Genomic DNA, 16,823 nt, shown 5'->3' with positions numbered 1-16,823 from the left:
TAGGTTTTTTTATGTAAGCTCCGCCTAGTCTTTATTTGCGCCCCTTCGCCCCGCAGCCCGCCCATAAGGAAAAGGAGCTTTACCCTTCACCCATTTCTCATCTTTCTAAATCGAGTAGATATTTTTTCCATTTGATACTTGGACTAAACTTTCCTATACTGCCATCGCTTTTTATTACCCTGTGGCATGGGATAATTATGGGTAAAGGGTTGTTCTTCATCAAATTTCCCACCGCTCTGTAAGCTTTTGGATTTCCAGCTTTTGATGCCAATTCTTTGTAGGTAATTACACTTCCTTTTTTTGTGTTATACAAAGTTTCATAGACCTTTTTTGCAAAAGCTGTTTCACCTGGGAAATCGAATATTTCTTTTGGGATTTTGTGGAGATCTCCGAATAGATATGCATATATTATATCAAAATGTTTCTTTGTTTTTGAGTTGTAATAATTCTCATTTTTATTAGCGCCCCTTCGCCCCGCAGCCCACCCTTCTAAGGAAGGGAAGTCTTTATTCTCTTGCCTTGCAGATCTCCCTTCTAAGGAAGGGAAGTCTTTATTCTCTTGTCTTGCAGACCACTCGTCTAAGGAAGGGAAATCTTTATTCTCTTGTCTTGCAGACCACCCTTCTTTTTGAAAGGTTAGTTTTATTTTGGTTATCTTGTCATTTTTTACATAGATTATCACACTACCAATAGGCGTTCCTAACACGGCTTTCATCGTTCTAACTCCTTGAAATCAACGGGAACTATGTACGTAGTTCCTTCTCTCATAGTTATTCCGTAAAAAAGCTCGGCAATTTCCATCACTATCTTATTGTGTGTTATTATCAAAAATTGAGACTTTTTAGAGTTCTCTAATATTAAGTCTGATATTTTTGCGGCATTTAGATCATCCAAAGGGGCATCGATTTCATCTAGTATATAAAAAGGACTCGGGTTTAGATTCATGAGTGAGAAGAGAAAAGCTATCGCTATGAGAGCTTTTTCCCCTCCTGAAAAGAGAGAGAGTTTTTGAAAGTTCATCCCAGTTTTTTTTACAGATATTTGGATCCCTTTTTCAAACTCTTTGCCCTCACCAATTAACCTGAGTTCACCGTATCCGTTTGGAAAAAGTTTTGAGATAAAGTATGAGAATTCTTTGTTGAGATTGTTAAAAAATGTGTTGAATTGACGTTGAGCTTCTTCATCAAGATTTTTTATACTTTGTTTAAGAGAATTTATTGATTTCATTATATCTTCTTTGTTTTTTAGATTTTCTTGGTATTCTTTTTCTACTTCTTCGTATTCGTCTAAAACAGTTAAATCAACAGAACCAAGTTTTTTTAATGAACTTTCCAATTCTTTTTGTTTGTTCCCTAAGGCTTCTATGTCTTTTTCGGATAATTCTTTTAACTCGAACTCTTCTTCGTTAATTTCTAAGTTTTGGGCTTTTTCTTTGAGGAATTGTATGTTGTGGTTGGCTTCTTTTATCTCAAATTCAATCTCTTGATTTTTTTGTTTTATTGTATTTACTTCCGTTTTTAATTTGTCTATACGGTTTTCATAATTTTCCAAGTCTTTAGCCTTGTTATGTTTGCCTGTTCTACTTTGTTTCATCAGTTCAAATAATTTTGAAATTTCGTTGTTGAGGGAGTCTTTTTCTTTATTGAGTTCGTTTATGGATTGGTTTATTTTATCGTTTTTTTCTTTTAAGTTATCAAAGGATTCTTTTGTTTTTTGCTGTTTAATTTTTATTTCTTTTAGTTCATTTTCAATTGCTAACTTTTGATTTTTGTAGTATTCATACTTTTCTTTTATGCTTTTTAACTCCATTTCCTGGCCTATAAGCTCTTTTTCTATTTGATTGAGTAAGGTTCTTTTGTCTTTGATGGTTTCTTCGATTTCGTGCATTTTTTTAGTTGTTTGGGTAGTATTTTGATAGTTATTTTCTATTTCCATTTTTAATGATTGTATCTCTTGATCAAGGGTTTTGTTTTTTTCTTCATAGTTGGCTAATTTTTCGTTGTAGAGAGTTATACTTTCTTGCAAATTGCTTGTTTCTTCTTTGATTTTTTTGTAGTCTAGGTCATGTGAGTTTTTCGTGAGTGTTGCTTGTCTTAACTCGTCTTTTATAGATTCCAACTCTTCTTTTTGAAGGTTAAGTTTTTCTTTTACTTTGTTGTATAGCTCTTGCTTGTTTGAAAGGACAGCTCTGATTTGCTTTAGCTTTTCTTCTATTTCAGAGATCTCCCTTTTTCTTTTAAGTACCGTAGAAGAATGATCGTATTTAGATTTTCCTCCGGTTATGGCACCAGAAGAGTAGACTAATTCTCCGCTGAGAGTAACAATATTTCCAGGATACTTCATTTTTGAAATTTTTATAGCTGTTTCAATATTATCAACTAACAAAGCATTAGAGAAAACGTATTCCATAACCTTTCTATATTCTTGTTTGTAGTTTACTAAATTAATTACAAAATCTATTGTGCCCGGTTCGTTTAAGAAGTTTTTTTGTAATCGAACTTTAGTTCTTAATAGATCAAGTGGAAGAAGGGTGATTTTTCCATTGTTGCCCTTTTTTACCAGATCCAAATACTCTTTTGCCTTTGAAGAATTTTTTATTACTATGTTTTGTATTCTTGAGCTGGCTATTGTCGAAACCGCTTCTTCATACCTTTCTTCTGTGTTAATTAAATTGGCAACGACATCCACCACGTTATCGTCATCTTTGAAGACTTTGAAAAATTCTTTTATCGTTGTTGAGAATCCTTCGTATTCGTTGATCTGCCTGTTTAAAGATTGATATGTGTAAAATAGATTCTTTTCATTTTGTTGAAGAGAGTCAATTTCTGATATAAGGGTATTGTAAGAGTTTTCTGTTTGTTTTAACTCATCGAATTTCTTTTTTAACCTTTGTTCTAATTGAATTTCAGTCCCTTTTGAATGGGAGAGTAGTTCTTCTATTTCTTTCATTTTTTGTGAGTTATTTTCTAATTTTGTTTTCAAGCTATTTATTTGATCTTTTAGTAAGTTAATTCTTTCTTGGTTACTGCTGTATGTTGTTTGGAGGTTTTTTAGTTCTGTTTCTTTTCGTTCTTTTTCTTGAGATGCCTTTGATAATTCGGATTCTAACATTTTGAGCGTTTCTTCTTGTTTTTCTATTTCCTGTATAATACGGTTCTTTTTTTCGTTTATAAGGTTGGTTTTGTTTTGGGTTTTTTCTTCTATTTCTCTAAAATTTCTTTCGTTTTTTGAGAGTTCTTTTAACTGTTGTTCAAGTTTGTCCAATTTTTCTTCTAAAGAGTTCATTTCCCACTCTTTGCTTATTATTGAAGAGTTGTTCTCATTTAGTTCTTCTGTTAATTGGTTTTTTTCATTTTCTATCGTTTGAACCCTTTGCCTGTAGTTTTCTACCATGTCTCCGTTTATGGATAGTTGTTTGTCAGTATCTTCTATTTCGCTTTTTAAATTTCTGTAGCTTCGTTCTACTTCAAAAAGCTCTGATAGCAAAGATTTCATTCTTTGAGAATTTTCTTGTATTTCTTTTTGATATCTTTCTATCTTTTTTAGAAATGATATTTTAGAAGCACCAAAATACATTTTTCCTATTCTTTTAATTTCCTTGCGATATTCTAGGTATTTTTTTGCCCTTCCAGCCCTAATGGATAAAGATTTTAATCTTTTATCCACGACAAATAGTAAATCGTTGATTCTGTCTAAATTTTCGGTTGTTTTATTCAATAGATTGATCGATACTTCTTTTTTTTCTAAGTATTTAGCTATGTTTGAAGCATCCAACACAATATCTCTAATATTTTCAGGTGAGGAGTTGACTATTTCACCAATTTGGCCTTGTCCAATAATCGAGTAAAAACTTTTCCCCGTTCCTTTGTTAAATATATTTTGTAATTCTTTAAGCGTGGCGACTTTGTTGTTTATATAGTACCTGTTGGGTGTGTCTTTCTCTAATATTTTCGAGATCTTAATTTTTTCATTGTCATCGTTTTGTACTACTAACGAAACTCTTGCATAGTTGGAAGACCCATTTCCATTGCTCCCTATGTGCAATACATCGTTTTTTTCTGATATTCTCATCTGTTTTTGAGATTGCTCTCCTAATAGCCATCTAATCGCGTCTACAATGTTAGATTTACCCGATCCATTGGGACCGATTATCGCGATAATATTTTTATCTAAATTAAAATATGTTCTTCTGCCAAAACTTTTAAAACCCTCTATCTCTAGGGATAAGAGTTTCAATTTTAACTCCCCCCAGCATTTTCAAGGCTTTTAATCTTTTCTTCAATTGTTTTAGTAACCTCTTCAACCCCTTTACCCTGTTTTAATGCTCTATACATTATTCCAATTATTCTCATATCCAGGTATCCGTACCATTTTGGAGATCCTTTAGTCAAACTTTGGTTTCTTAAGAGGTAGCTTGGATGAAAAGTTGGAAAGATTTTAATATCTCCATACCAGTTGAAAAAACGTCCACGTGATTGAGTTATCTTAGATTCACCAGTAAAGTAATTCAATGGTGTATTACCAAGGGTTACGATTATTTTTGGTTTAATAACGATTATTTGCCCATCAAGATAAGGTTGGCAACTTTTAACCTCTTCTTGTGTGGGAACCCTATTTTGAGGAGGTCGACATTTCACAATGTTTGTGATGAAAACATCTTTTCTTTCCAATTTTGCATACTCTTTGAGCATCTTTTCTAAAAGTTGCCCTGCTCTTCCAACGAAAGGTTCTCCCAAGGCGTCTTCATCTGCACCAGGACCTTCACCTACAAATATTATTGGCGAATCAACGTTTCCCGAACCTGGAACAGTATTAGATCTTGTAAGGTTCAAGGGACACTTTTCACATACCTCTATTCTTTTGGCGATCATTTCCATATTCTTTTGTTTTTCCTCGTTGCCGTTTAAGAACATCAATATTCCTCCTCACATTAATCCAAATTCAAACCCTTCATCACCATATGAGATATTTTTATCGGGTATATAATTGATAAAAAAAGATATTCTGAGCGAAGCTAAATCAAACTGGGGTAGTAAGGAAAATTTAGACTGTATGTTCAACGTCCAGCATATAATCTTTTTCTGTATTTCAAACTCGGTGAAATCCCAGCTTTGATTCTCTATATTATAATCAAAGGTTATTTTTGCAAACTCGCTTTTATCCCTGTTGTTTATGTCGAAGCCTGTTTCAAGAGACTCTGAAATACGGTAGGTTGTGTCTATTCCAAAAGAGTAATTTGAACTTTTTTCCAAGAAATTTAGGTCTAAGTCGTAGACAGTGTACTCTTCCTTCATGTCAAAATCCCCGTAAATTTTGTTACCTTCATAATAAAAAAGAAAATATGTTAAAAGCTCTGGGATCTTTTTGGTGAATGTTTGTTCATGAATATAATACCTATAATCCAATTGTAGTCGATTTCTATTGTACCTCAAAATTTCTCTGTTTTCAATATAATCAACCTTAATCTCTTCTTGATGGTGATAATCAAATTCACTTCTATGGGTTAAAGGGCCAATGACGTTGGTTAGTTTTACGTTTGTTGTATCCGGTTGGATCGTATTGGGATTAGTAATATCAAACTCTGTTTGTGTTTGTAAGGTATTTTTAGTTTTTAATAGATTTATGTTGGTTTGAGTTTGAAGTTCCATTTCTTGCAAATTGGGGAAATTTTCGGCATTTTTCAGATCAAAACTTCTACTTAACTTTGCGGAGTTCGTAAAATTTTTTTCAAAGATAGAGAAGGAATATCCTACGTAATTGTTGTAATTCAATTCGTCTGTGGCAGAGGGAGTGAGAGAGTTTTCTAAAACCTTTATGTATTCTAAGGAGTTACCAAATTCGAAAACACCTAAACTAATATCAAATCCTGGTTCTAAAGAGTAATCAAAGAGCGTTTTTCCAGAAGAGTAGGTTTCACCAGGTATAAAGTCGTTATAATAGTTGAAATGAATCGTATCTTCCATGTTGAATTTTAAATCAAAATTATTTCTATCAATCTCATAAAGGGTATCTGTGTAAGAGAAGGTGTTTTTCGTTGTTAATCGATTTTTAGTGGTTTCGGTTGCGACGGTGGTGTAAGCGTAATCAAAGTTACCGTACATTCTGGCAAATGTTTCATAGAAGTTGTACTTTCCTTCTACATCTATTTCACTTTCTTTCGTATCCCATATTTGATCCATCGAAAGGTTGGATATATCCCCATATGAATGAGAGTTGAGCTTAAGCTTTGAAAGAGAAATCAAAGATCTCCCATATCTTTTTTGAAAGGCTTGAGATTCTACGTTTAAAAATAGAATATCATCAAATCCCTTCGAATCCCAATAAATGTGTGATTTTATATTTTTAAGATCCCCCAAATTCGTTTCTAGTTTTGGGATATTTAACAACAAAGATTTGTCTTTTGTAGACGGTTCAAGTTGAAACTCTAATTTGGCAATTTCACTTTCCTTGTTATCTTCAAAAAATTGGTACGAAACTCCTAAGTTGTTATTGTATGTATCTGGGGAATTTAGACCTGTAAATAGATTCAAACTTCCATATAAAAAGGGAACCCCGTATTTTAGTGTCACTTCTTTATCAGTTTCCGAAGTGGCTAGATCATTGATCGTATTGTAAGATAAATGAACCTTGGCCCCATTTTCAAACTTATAATTAATTTCTGTTAATAGGAAAAATTCGTTGTTATCGTATCCAAAGGTGAGAGACATGGGTTCTTCTTCATCTTCTGATAAACTTTGAAAATAGAAAGGTAGGTATAGAACAGGAAGCCCGAAAAAACTAAGGACAACGTCCCTGGCTATCAAAAAATATCCTGGAAAAATGTCTACTTTTCTGGCTGAGAAGTAATAAGTAATACAATCTTCGCATGTTGTTAATTTCGTCTGGTTTGTCTCTATTATATTCTCTTGCATCGGTTTTTCCATGCTTTCAGACCATATGCGTACATCTACCTCTTTCTCTGCCTTATACTTTTGTATGGTATATGAATTTAAAAAGACTGCGGAGTCTTCCTCAAAGTTTACGGTTATCTCTGAGGCTTGTATAGAGGTATCTTCATATAGATAAGTAATATCTCCAAAGAAAGTTGCTGCTTTAATTGTTCCATCTTCATTTAATTCACCTTGAGCTGAATCGGCTTTTATTGTAGAACCTTCATACTCTACAAAGACGTTACCTTCTAAAAATAATAACTCATCTTTTAAATTAAAATCTTCACTAGTTATATTTACGGGTGCAGAAAAAAAGGAAGAACCAACAAGAATAAACAATATTACAGAGAAAATTCTTTTCAAAGGCTCGAGAAGTTTATAAGATACTCTTGTATCCAGCATCAAGAATAGAAAAGTACCAATAATACCAAATATTATGTTGGGAATCCAAACGGATATCGTTGGATTTATTATATGCTCTTTTCCCAAAGCAGACAACCAAGCCCCAGAACCTTGATAAATTATAACCAACACAAACGTTGTAATTACACTCCAAGATTTACTTGTCAGGTTCAGAAACAGGGACAAGGCAATTCCTAAAATACAAATTACCAAGGGAGCCAACGAGTTAGCGAATTTTGACTGGTAAGAAACTATTAGACCGGAGACATCTAATCCAAGTTTGGAAAAAGTAGTTATTTTTTCTTTTAGTTCTTTTGAGGTCATTTCGTTAGCACTTTTAGAGAAGTTCAGAAATTCTTCGACATCTTCTTGAATATCGAGTTGCAATTGATCAAAAGTTATGTCTAAGTCGAGGAAACCATCTTCGTTGGTTCTAAACATCCTTCCGTTTTTCATGTACCAACCGTCGGGACCTTTTTGAGCTTGCTGAGCGTTAAAAACAGCGGTGTAATCATTTTTAACCTCGTATAAAAGCACGTCGTATAGAATCCCACTTTCTCTATCTATTTGTTTTACAAAGAGGTATCTTCCATCACCAACATCGACAAATTGGTTTTCTTCGATCTGTGTTTGAGGTCTTTGATAAACGTACAATGCCATCGCTTCTTTTGCCTTGTAGTTTGATACGGGTACGATGGTGTTGAAGAGTGCAAATGTAAAAAAAGATAACAATAGAGAAATCGTCATAAAAGGTATAATTAATTTCTTCATCGGTATTCCCAACGTTTGTAGAGCGATTATTTCGTTTGCAGAGGAGAGTTTTGAGATAACCCAAAATATACCAAACAGCACTCCCACAGGAATTCCCATGGAAATAAAATATGGTAGATGATACCAAATCAATATCAGTAGTTTTGAAAATCCCACATTGTTTCTGACTATTATTTCCGATAGTTGGTAAAGCAACTCTAAGCTCACAAAGACTATAAAAGCGATTAAGCCCATAAAAAATGGTGGTATGAATTCTTTTGAAACGTATTTGAAGAGTTTTTTCACGAGTTTTCTTCTCCTAAGAAATAGAAGAGTTCTAAATCGTTATTTCTACATTTGTATAACTCCCCTGTCAACGCCCAAATGATATTTTCGGAAATGTTTGTGATTAAATCAGAAAAGTTTGCTAAATTGTTTAAGACTTCTATATGAAGAGAAGCGGATTTAATGGATTCTTTGGATTTGTACAAGTACGATTTGTAAGCATCGATGAGCCCTTTCACTTCTTCGTTGAGAATACAACTTTTCTTGGCTTTTTCAAAAAAACTTTCTTTTACCTGATCTGTCATCAATTTGGCGGCTTTGATATTGATCAAATCTGATAACGAGGATAAAACTATTGAAAGGTTCTCTTTGGTTAATTCCAAACTGTCTTCAAAATTTATAGCGTTTACGGTAGAAGGGGTTTTGAGTATTTCAATCATTAATTTGGCATTTTTTTCGCATATGTCTCCCATGTTTTCAAATATTTGAACTAATTTGGAGCTCATGAAACAAGCTTTTAAGTAAATGCCTGTGTAATTACCAGATGACAATAAAATAACGCTTTCATAATTTAGGCTTGCCTCGATAAAATCTAATCTGTCATCTTGATTTATTATTTCTTTAGCTAATTTATCGTTTCTCTCTAGATAAGTATCCCCAAATTTATAGTACATTTCTTGAACTATTCTGCCCATTCTCAAGACATTATTCAAATATCGTGTCAATCGATTCAAACTGATACTGTTGATTTGGCTAACATTCTCTTTTTTGAACAAATTATATGCCTCCTAAAATCATTCAAACCTTCTGCCAAACCCTAATTTTTTATCCAGCGCATTGAGATAATTGTTCCCGTTTCTTTGGGCTAGTTTTATTGTCATCTCACTGGAAGTCACAAATATTGACATCCCTGGTTCCATCCTATGAATGATATCTCCATCACCAGTTACATATGCAAAGCCCTTACTCATGTTTTTCAAAATGATCTCTATCTTTTGTGTAGGAGGGGCTATGAAAGGCCTAATGTTGAGGGCATGGGCAGCTAACGGTATGAGTTGGACAACATTGAGTTCAGGGTGAATTATAGGACCTCCAGCAGATAAGGCGTACGCAGTGGATCCAGTCGGTGTTGATACAATTAATCCGTCTCCGGCGAATGAGAATAAAGTGTGTTCCTCAATTTTTACATCAACATTCATCGTGCCTAGTGGCTGGCTTTTCAATAAGACGATATCGTTTAAAACAACAACTTTTTTGGTACCTACATGGCATTCTAAAAGGTGCCGAAATGAAAAAGAAATGTTTTCTTTTTGTATATCTTCGATCAATTCTTTTATCTCAGAACTGGAATAAGAACTCAAAAACCCTAAATTTCCTGTATTAACTGCTATTACAGGTTTTGAAAATATTGCGGCTATTTCAGCTATTTTCAAAACTGTCCCATCGCCCCCAAAAACAACGAAAAAATCAGCTGCTTGGGCTTGTTTTTCCTCCACAGTAGAACCCGCCGCAGCGTAACCAAGAACCTCTATATTGCTTTCATTAAAAGGTCTTAATATGTTTTCTTCAAGGTTATCGTTAGAAAGCTTAATTGGATTGTAAAAGATAAAGATCTTCATATAAAATTACATCCCAATCCTATAACCTAAGTCCAATAGAGATTGTACCAAAAATCTATCTAAAAACATCAATATCAAAAAAGCAATCATTGGAGATAGATCGATGTTTCCTATTACTGTGGGTATAAACCTTCTTATTGGATTCAAAATTATATTGGCAACTGAATCAACAAAACCTCGAAATCTGTTGTATTGGAAGGGCATTATGAAACTTAATAAAGCGGATACAATTATACAAAATTCAAAAAATACTATTACTATTCTTAATATACTTGCTAATGCTATTAAAAGATTTGCTATTACGAACATGTTTCCCTCCTTTTGTTATCGTTAAAAACTCTAAAACTTTGTGTCAGCGCCCCTTCGCCCCGTTGCCCGCCCATAAGGATAAAAAGGGTAAATCCTTCAATGCCTTGTTTTAGCGCCCCTTCGCCCCGCTCCCCACCCTTCTAAGGAAAGGACCTGCGGTCCCTTAAACCCAAACATTAAGGGGGATTCCCCTTAAAAACCCCAAATCAAGGTCAAAATCATTTAAAAAAATTGTTTGTACACTGACGCAAACTGGGCTCCGCCCTGTAACCCTTTTAAATCAAAATCTTGTTTCTAAAGTTACTGATATCCTCTATCAGAGGTGTAAAAAGTTGCAAGTTTAGGATTGAAAGTTAGTTTTATGGTTCCAACCGGTCCGTTTCTTTGCTTACCTACAATAAGTTCTGCTTCATGTTCATCATTTAAAGAATCTTTACCGGGCTCATCTTTTTTTCTTTTGTAATATGAATCTCTATACAAAAACATAACGACATCCGCATCCTGTTCAATTGCCCCTGATTCTCTGAGATCACTTAAACGAGGTCTTTTATCTTCTCTTTGCTCAACTGCACGGGAAAGTTGAGACAAAGCAACGACGGTGATATTTAACTCTCTAGCGAGCAATTTCAGGGATCTTGATATATCTGTTATTTCTTGTTGCCTGCTCTCATAACCTTTAGATCTAGAAGTCATCAATTGTAAGTAATCGATAAAAATTACTTCTATACCATATTCTCTTTTCATTCTCCTTGCTTTTGCCCTCAGCATTCTGGGAGTTAGATCTGGTTCGTCGTCAAAGATAAGTCTTGATTTCGATAATTCTCCTGCTTTTTGTACTAATTTTTCCCACTCTTCATCAGAAATTTGTCCAGTTCTAACCTTGTGTAAATCAACCTTTGCCTCAGAACATAAAATTCTGTTAGCTAACTGTTCTTTCGACATTTCCAAACTAAAGATTGCCACGGCAACATTTGCCTGTAAAGCCATGTTAGTTGCAATATTTGCGGCAAAAGACGTTTTACCCATGGATGGTCTAGCGGCGATGATAATTAACTCAGATCTATGAAATCCTGAAGTCATCCTGTCTAAAGCTTTGAATCCAGTAGAAACCCCCGTAACGAGATCTCCCTCGCCTTTTTGAGCTCTGTTCTTCAATTCTTCTATCTGTTCAAAAACATCATGCATTACGTTGGATAAAAGATCATATGTTCTGGTTGCGCGGGCTTCGGCTATGGAAAATATTCTCTTTTCTGCATATTCTAAAACTTCTTGAGCATCTCCAATATTTCTTACGGCATCAACTATCTCCGAAGATGCGTTTATTAAAGCTCTTAAAAGAGCTTTCTCTTTTACAATTTGGGTGTAATACATCACATTAGCCGTTGTTGGGACAACCTGAGCTAAATAAATTATTGTATCTTCTCCACCGATTTTCTGTAAAAGATTGGATTCTCTAAGTTTTTCAATCACCGATACAGTATCAACAGGTTCCCCTTTGTCAAAAAGTTCTTCCATAACTTTAAATATTATCTTATTGTTTTCGTAGTAGAAGTCTTCCCATCTTACCTCTTCGATCACGTCAGGAAGTATGGAAGGGTCTAAAAAAATGCTGCCTATGACCGACTCTTCAGCTTCTTTACTATTAGGAGGGGTAAAAGAAGTAAGTTCCATTTGTATCCACCTCGATCAAACTAATAAGCTCAAAAAATAAGATAAAACAAAAATTCCAACACTTATTAAAAGACCTACCAGTCCTTTTTTGTCCATTTTTTTTACGTCTTCATCAGAACTTTTACTACCGTTTCTTATCATTTTAGCAGATCTCCATAAAAATACCGTTGAAATTATAAAAAGGATCATTGCTATTACAAAAAGAGTGTTTACAAAAGCAAACATTAAAGTATCACCTTTTCAACATAAGGACTTGTAAAGGCCCTCAGAACAGAGGAGTAACCTAGCCTAAATCTTATCTTATCTCCTACTTTATACCTCACTTTAGATTCAGTTAAGTCTACGATCGTATGATCACTACTTGCATGGAGTATTTCAATATCGTCATCCAACGGATACATACTTGTAGGATTAATATCTTGTTCTCCCACAGCTAAAATCCCTTTTATTCTATTACCTTTGTCTTCAAATTTTGGTTTACGACCAAATGCATCATAACCAATGTTGCCGTAGGGGACGGAAGGTTTTTCTTTTAATTCCACAATTTCTGCTTCCAAGATTATCGTATCCTGCCTTGTCCCTGGAACGTTGCGGTTGTTAGTTGCGTCCATTCCACAGATGATCGATTCGCCTAGTCTATATTGGTTTATACCCTTTGGTAAACTTCCTTTTTCAATTAAAGGTAAGGCAGCGGTATTTCCCCCGGAGATTATATCTAGAGTTCTTCCAGTTTCTCTTTGGATTTCTTCCTTTATTTTTACGAGCCTTTGCATATTAGTTTCATCAGGGATTACTCCACCAAAACATCCTAAGTTTGTGCCTATTCCAACAATCTCTATTCCTTCTATATCAATGGCATTTGAAACCTCAGAAACAGCTTTTTCAAACCAAACTCCTTCTCTCAGATCACCCACGTCAACCATATAGATGACTTTAGATTTCTTATTGAACTTAGAAGAAACACTCCCCAATTTCTTACTTATCTCTAAGTCACTTATTAAAGTATAATCAACATGATTTGCCACATCATCAAGTTCAGAGATCATGGGTATGCGAAGTAACATAAAAGGTCCTTTTATACCCGAATTCCTCATTTTCTTTATGTTTTGAATCCTTGAATCACCTAGTATTTCAATTCCACATTCTTTAAGTGCATGAGCTATTGTAGGTTCACCACAAACTACTTTAGTGACAGCTATTATTTCTACACCCGAATCAGTGCACAATGATTTTAAAAATCTTGCATTTTCTTGAATCCTTTCTAAGTAAGCGTAAACCTTTGGATACAAGGAAAATCCTCCTTTATTTAAAATTGCGGGCAATCTTGGCCCGCAATTATGAAAATTTTACTTACGTTAAAACATCTAAATTTTGACCCTGATACAGTTCACCAACGGTTCTAACTAATTTCATCGAAATTCCAGTTTGTTTGTAAATTACAAAAGATAAAAGTTTTTCCATCTCTTCCTTGGACATTGTAGGACTGTGGTTAATGTTTTGACTACTCGTGTGCGGAAGTTGATCACTTCCATAATCAAAACTACTTAGATAAAGTGGCTTGTATTGTTGAGAGGATATAGGATCGATCAATTTGATCCCCCCTTTTTAATTTTGTTTTAGTAGTTTTAAAATTTTAGAATCGTCTTCCCCGCTTTCTTCATATATTTTGTTCAATTCGTCAACAGACATCTTAGATATTTTCTCCAAAAGTTCTGGGACACCTTGAGATTTGCCAGGAACACAACCGTCTTTTCCAACCTCACCTTTGACAAATGCCTTTGCGAAGGCTGAACATCCAGGATAACCACAAGATCCACAATCTACACCTGGTAATACTGCTCTAACAATGGCTTCTCTTGGATCTTCCTTTACTTCAAATTTTTTTGCAGCAAATGCTAAAAAAGTACCGGAAGCAAACCCTAAAATCCCTAATAATAACACCGAATAAACTATTGTGAGCACTGCAAAAAACACCTCCAAAGAAATTCTTTCTAGTATTATTATATCACATATTAGTTATATGTTAATTTAAAAGTGTCGACAGTATTTCACTTATTTTCTTTCCATCGGCCCTTCCTTGAACCTTTTGAATTACTAATTTCATAACTTTGCCAAAATCTTTTTTTGATGTTGCATTAACTTCCTTTATAGTTTCTTCTATTATTTTTCTCAATTCTTCGTCAGAAAGCTGCTCAGGAAGGTAATCTTGCAAGATCTCAACTTCTTTTCTTTCTTTTTCAGCAAGATCTTTCCTATCTGCTTTTTCGAATTGTTCAATGGAATCTTCTCTCATTTTTATTTGTTTTTTTATCAACTGGACTATTTCTTCCTCTGTTAATTCAGAACCTTTTTCAACCTCTTTATTCTTAATCTCTGATATTATCGATCTAATCGCATTTAAAGCAAGGGTATTTTTTTCTTTCATATATTTTTTTAAATCATTATTTAATATATCTTTTAACATTTATCGTTCCTCCTTATTCAATGCTTCATTTCTTTTTTTTCTTAGATACCTCAATTCTAAAAAGAATATCGTTATGCTTAGTATACCAAAGATTATAACATAAATATTTAAATTTATTTCAGAAAATTCACCCGCAAGCATAGTGAACAAAATATCCAAGATTTCATAAGCTAAAAGAAATAGACCGATAAAAGAAGAAACTATTATATGGGCAGATTTATGATACCATATTCTATTATCATTAGAAAAACCGTAGATCGAAATTAAAAATATAACAAAAAAAGAAAAGACGTAGAAAAAGTTTTTCTGTATATTTAGCAACATGAAAATAATCGATAATATTGCTATCAAAGAAAGTGTGAAGTTTTTATGCTTCATAGGAAAATACCTCCCACAAAAAACACCAAATTAGCTATAAGATAAGCAACGACAGTGGTGTAAATAAAACTAAAAATAGCCCATCTCCACCCATTTGTCTCCGCTTTAATCGTGGCTAACGTTGCAAAACAAGGAATATAAGCCATAACGAAGAATATGAGTGCTAAAGCAGATGCTGGGGTTAATGCATTTTGTAAGGCATAGGTTAAAGAGCCTTCTCCAACATTAAAAATTGTGGCATAGGAAGACACAACTATTTCTTTTGCGGCGACACCAAAAATCAAGCCGGTGTTTATTCTCCAATCCCATCCCAAGTGATTGGTTAAAGGTTCAAACACTCTCCCTATAGAAGCGGCGAAACTACTGTTTATATCTGTTCCAAAATTAGGGAAGAAAGATAAAAGCCAAATTAGTACGGTGGCTATTAAAATTATGCCTCCAGCTTTTTGTAAAAAGTGCTTTCCTCTGTTCCATGTATAAATGGATAAATTTTTTAAAGTAGGCAGCCTAAACCTCGGCAGTTCTATGATGAAGGGGATATCTTCTGATTGGGTAATGAATCTTTGTAAAAATTTTGAGGATATTAAGACTAACGCTATACTAGATAAATAGACTAGCAGCATTATAGTGGCTGCGTGTGTTGAAAAGAATGCACTTATTAAAAGAATGTAAACGGGTAACCTTGCACTACACGATGCAAAGGGAAGGCTAAGAATTAAAGCTAATCTTTCTTTTTTACTGGCAATTGTTTTAGTAGAGATAATGGCTGGGACGTTACAACCAAAACCTAAAATAATAGACATAAAAGATCTACCACTTAATCCAAAATTCCTGGCAATTCTGTCAACTAAAAAGGCCGCCCTTGGTAAATATCCCGATTCTTCCAAGAATCCTAAGAAGAAAAATAAGATAAAAATCTGTGGAATAAAAACTAAAACACCACCAACGCCAGCTATAACCCCATCAACTAGTAGTGATTCCAACCAAGGAATAGTTACAAATTCGCTGATAGAATTACCCAAAAAAGTAAAAGCCGAATCCAGCAAATCCGATAACGGTTGAGCGAGGCTGAATGTTAGAGAAAACACTGCAAACAAAGCAAAAACATATATCAATATTCCCAAAATCTTATGTGTAAAAACGTGGTCTAAAATATCTCTCAAAGACCAGTCTATACCCTCTTTTATTATCGAAGAACTAACTAGATAAGAAATGAAATTAAACTTCCAATTTAAATATTTGTTTTTAAGATCTTCTATATCAAAATTTTCTTTTAACTCAGTCAAAAAATCTTGGGGAAGTTCTAAATCTTCACTTCCAAACTCTAAAAAATATATTGGTAACCAACTACTATCTATATAATTTTGATATTTTGAACTTATTTTAGGAAACTTTGAAACTTTGTCTTGAAAAAAATTGATAAAATTCTCTATTTCTTCTGGATACATTATTTTCTTTTTTGTAAGATTTTTTTCTTTTGAAAGCTTATATGCTTCTTCTAAAAGTTCTTCCTTACCTTCACCTGTCTTGGCGGAAGTCAATATGACAGGGATGTTTAAAGTTTTGGAAATCGGGGATGGATCGATGATTCGTCCTTTTTCCCGAGCTTCATCTACGGAGTTTATAACCAAAATAGTCTTCACGCCTATTTCTATAAGTTGAAACAATAAAAACATAGAACTTTCCAAGTTCAAGGCATCTGCTACGACAATTACTATCTCTGAAGTATTACTTATTAAGTAATCTTTAGCAACTCTCTCATCTTCACTTTTAGCTGAAAGGGTGTAAACACCTGGAAGATCAACTAATTTAAAGGTTTTACCTTTATACTTAAAACTTCCTATTTTCTTCTCTACTGTAACCCCTGGCCAATTGGCAACATATTGTTTTGTGCCCGTTAAAAGGTTGAATAGAGAAGTCTTTCCAACGTTAGGATTTCCAATTATTGAAATCTCAGCTTCCTTGTCAACGGTTTCAACGTTATCTTTGAGGGTATCCTTGCTCATTCAAGCTCCT

15 protein-coding genes are annotated in these 16,823 nt (G+C 34.0%); all 15 read right to left on the bottom strand.

Annotated elements, in window-relative coordinates; translation table 11 throughout:
* Window positions 1–97 precede the first annotated feature (97 nt).
* The 15 genes from X927_RS07185 to feoB all read right to left on the bottom strand — a co-directional run bounded on the left by X927_RS07185 (window position 98) and on the right by feoB (window position 16,813).
* Window positions 98–715 (bottom strand): methylated-DNA--[protein]-cysteine S-methyltransferase, encoded by a 618-nt coding sequence (locus X927_RS07185; RefSeq protein ID WP_103077412.1) that lies wholly within the window; start codon window positions 713–715, stop codon window positions 98–100.
* On the bottom strand, window positions 712–4,236 hold the full coding sequence (gene smc, locus X927_RS07180) for a chromosome segregation protein SMC (protein WP_103077411.1): 3,525 nt from the start codon (window positions 4,234–4,236) through the stop codon (window positions 712–714). The genes X927_RS07185 and smc overlap by 4 nt, the downstream gene beginning before the upstream one ends.
* A gap of 2 nt (window positions 4,237–4,238) precedes the next feature.
* Window positions 4,239–4,913: a uracil-DNA glycosylase gene (locus X927_RS07175; RefSeq protein WP_103077410.1), complete on the bottom strand. Its 675-nt coding sequence runs from the start codon at window positions 4,911–4,913 to the stop codon at window positions 4,239–4,241.
* Window positions 4,914–4,925: 12 nt separating this feature from the next.
* Window positions 4,926–8,387, bottom strand: a complete 3,462-nt coding sequence (locus X927_RS07170; RefSeq protein ID WP_103077409.1) for an LptF/LptG family permease — start codon at window positions 8,385–8,387, stop codon at window positions 4,926–4,928.
* Window positions 8,384–9,142 carry a phosphate signaling complex PhoU family protein gene (locus X927_RS07165; protein WP_103077408.1) on the bottom strand — a complete coding sequence of 253 codons (759 nt, stop codon included), beginning with the start codon at window positions 9,140–9,142 and terminating at the stop codon, window positions 8,384–8,386. The genes X927_RS07170 and X927_RS07165 overlap by 4 nt, the downstream gene beginning before the upstream one ends.
* A gap of 18 nt (window positions 9,143–9,160) precedes the next feature.
* A complete protein-coding gene (locus tag X927_RS07160) occupies window positions 9,161–9,985 on the bottom strand; it encodes an NAD(+)/NADH kinase (RefSeq protein WP_103077407.1) in 825 nt (274 codons plus the stop codon).
* Window positions 9,986–9,991: 6 nt separating this feature from the next.
* Complete coding sequence (locus X927_RS07155; RefSeq protein WP_103077406.1) at window positions 9,992–10,294, bottom strand: YggT family protein; 303 nt, start codon at window positions 10,292–10,294, stop codon at window positions 9,992–9,994.
* A 300-nt stretch (window positions 10,295–10,594) separates the two neighbouring features.
* Window positions 10,595–11,965 (bottom strand): replicative DNA helicase, encoded by a 1,371-nt coding sequence (gene dnaB / locus X927_RS07150; RefSeq protein ID WP_103077405.1) that lies wholly within the window; start codon window positions 11,963–11,965, stop codon window positions 10,595–10,597.
* Between the two features lie 15 nt (window positions 11,966–11,980).
* On the bottom strand, window positions 11,981–12,190 hold the full coding sequence (locus X927_RS07145; protein ID WP_103064959.1) for a hypothetical protein: 210 nt from the start codon (window positions 12,188–12,190) through the stop codon (window positions 11,981–11,983).
* A complete protein-coding gene (locus tag X927_RS07140; protein WP_103077404.1) occupies window positions 12,190–13,254 on the bottom strand; it encodes an alanine/ornithine racemase family PLP-dependent enzyme in 1,065 nt (354 codons plus the stop codon). Before X927_RS07140 ends, X927_RS07145 begins: the two co-directional genes overlap by 1 nt.
* 61 nt (window positions 13,255–13,315) lie before the next feature.
* Entirely contained in the window at window positions 13,316–13,555 is a 240-nt protein-coding gene (locus tag X927_RS07135; RefSeq protein WP_103077403.1) for a hypothetical protein, read from the bottom strand.
* A gap of 15 nt (window positions 13,556–13,570) precedes the next feature.
* On the bottom strand, window positions 13,571–13,927 hold the full coding sequence (locus tag X927_RS07130; protein WP_103077402.1) for an RnfABCDGE type electron transport complex subunit B: 357 nt from the start codon (window positions 13,925–13,927) through the stop codon (window positions 13,571–13,573).
* 61 nt (window positions 13,928–13,988) lie between these two features.
* Window positions 13,989–14,429 (bottom strand): GatB/YqeY domain-containing protein, encoded by a 441-nt coding sequence (locus tag X927_RS07125; protein WP_103077401.1) that lies wholly within the window; start codon window positions 14,427–14,429, stop codon window positions 13,989–13,991.
* Complete coding sequence (locus tag X927_RS07120) at window positions 14,430–14,807, bottom strand: hypothetical protein (RefSeq protein WP_103077400.1); 378 nt, start codon at window positions 14,805–14,807, stop codon at window positions 14,430–14,432.
* Window positions 14,804–16,813: a ferrous iron transport protein B gene (feoB, locus tag X927_RS07115; protein WP_103077399.1), complete on the bottom strand. Its 2,010-nt coding sequence runs from the start codon at window positions 16,811–16,813 to the stop codon at window positions 14,804–14,806. The genes X927_RS07120 and feoB overlap by 4 nt, the downstream gene beginning before the upstream one ends.
* Window positions 16,814–16,823: the final 10 nt, after the last annotated feature.

It is taken from the genome of Petrotoga mexicana DSM 14811, assembly GCF_002895565.1.
Taxonomy (GTDB): domain Bacteria; phylum Thermotogota; class Thermotogae; order Petrotogales; family Petrotogaceae; genus Petrotoga; species Petrotoga mexicana.
The sequence above is the reverse complement of the archived record's forward strand: the minus strand, read 5'-3'. Positions and strand labels throughout refer to the sequence as shown.